The sequence below is a fragment of the Vibrio sp. Vb1554 genome (assembly GCF_033344235.1).
Genome location: NZ_JAWPOJ010000378.1, coordinates 1 through 1,114, shown reverse-complemented (window position 1 = coordinate 1,114; position 1,114 = coordinate 1). Strand labels below are relative to the sequence as shown.

Genomic DNA, 1,114 nt, shown 5'->3' with positions numbered 1-1,114 from the left:
AAGCCTGAAGACATCACGTAATTCATTGTAATAGCTGCGGCATCAACGTCATCCAACGTTCTTGGCAGCTGCGCCGCATCTACCTCAACGAACTCCAGTTCTTTTTGATTGCTCTTAATATCGGTTAACGCGGCTTTATGGCCAACACCTGGTTTAAGCTCAATCAAGCCCGCATCAGCGAGTAGTAACAGCCCTCGGCCTCCATTAGTTGGGTCGTTTGGAATGGCAATTCTGGCACGGTTTGGTAACTCTTCTAACGAATGGTATTTATTGGAATAAATCCCCATGCGCATCAAGATAGATTGGCCAATTGAAACGAGCTGAGAGTTATGACTGCTGTTGAAGTTATCCAAAAAAGGTTGGTGTTGGTAGCTGTTAATATCGATGCTACCGTCACTCAGCGCGGCGTTAGGTGTCACGTAATCAGAGAACTCGATGACTTCAACATTTAGCCCTTGTTTTGCCGCTTCTTTCGCTACTGCTTCAACTACTTGTGCATGTGGCCCAACCGTAGCTCCGACTTTGATTACTGAATTATCTTTTTCTCCGCAGGCACTTAAGCTGAGCGCAGCAGCGAGAACCCAAGATAACTTTTTGATGTGACCTAAATTTGTCATCGTAACTCCATTTTATATTTAGACGTCCATACGGCTATCCTATCAGGAATATATAAACGGTCAACGACTAAAACATTGAGGGATCATTTGAAGGTCACAAGGGCTGTAGAGCACGAATTTTATCGAGCAGATGGTTAAGATAGTTGAAAGGGTTGAAGCAAAAGAGTTTACAAGGGGGATAAGAAGATGAGCTCAGGTGCCAACGGTGTACCCATAGCAACACTTAAAACCATCAGATACAAAAAAGGCGTAGTAGGTACTAACCTGCTACGCCTTTCGAAATTTGGTGGCCCCTCCCAGACTTGAACTGGGGACCAATCGATTATGAGCGAAGGTCTGACGCAACATCACCGCGCAATCAACATAGAAACCCTGCCCCGAATCACGCCCATATCCACCAGCAAAATCACACCACCTGATTACCCGCATGATTTTACTGACGTCGCCGACGGGAATAACACGCTCTGATTAGTACGACGACGCCGACGAGAAAATGT

Annotated in this window: 1 protein-coding gene; it reads right to left on the bottom strand. The window is 45.7% G+C overall.

Annotated features, from left to right (window positions below):
- Positions 1-617 (bottom strand): MetQ/NlpA family ABC transporter substrate-binding protein (locus tag R8N28_RS26425; RefSeq protein ID WP_318183813.1); only part of this gene is annotated, 617 nt, incomplete at its 3' end.
- Positions 618-1,114: the final 497 nt, after the last annotated feature.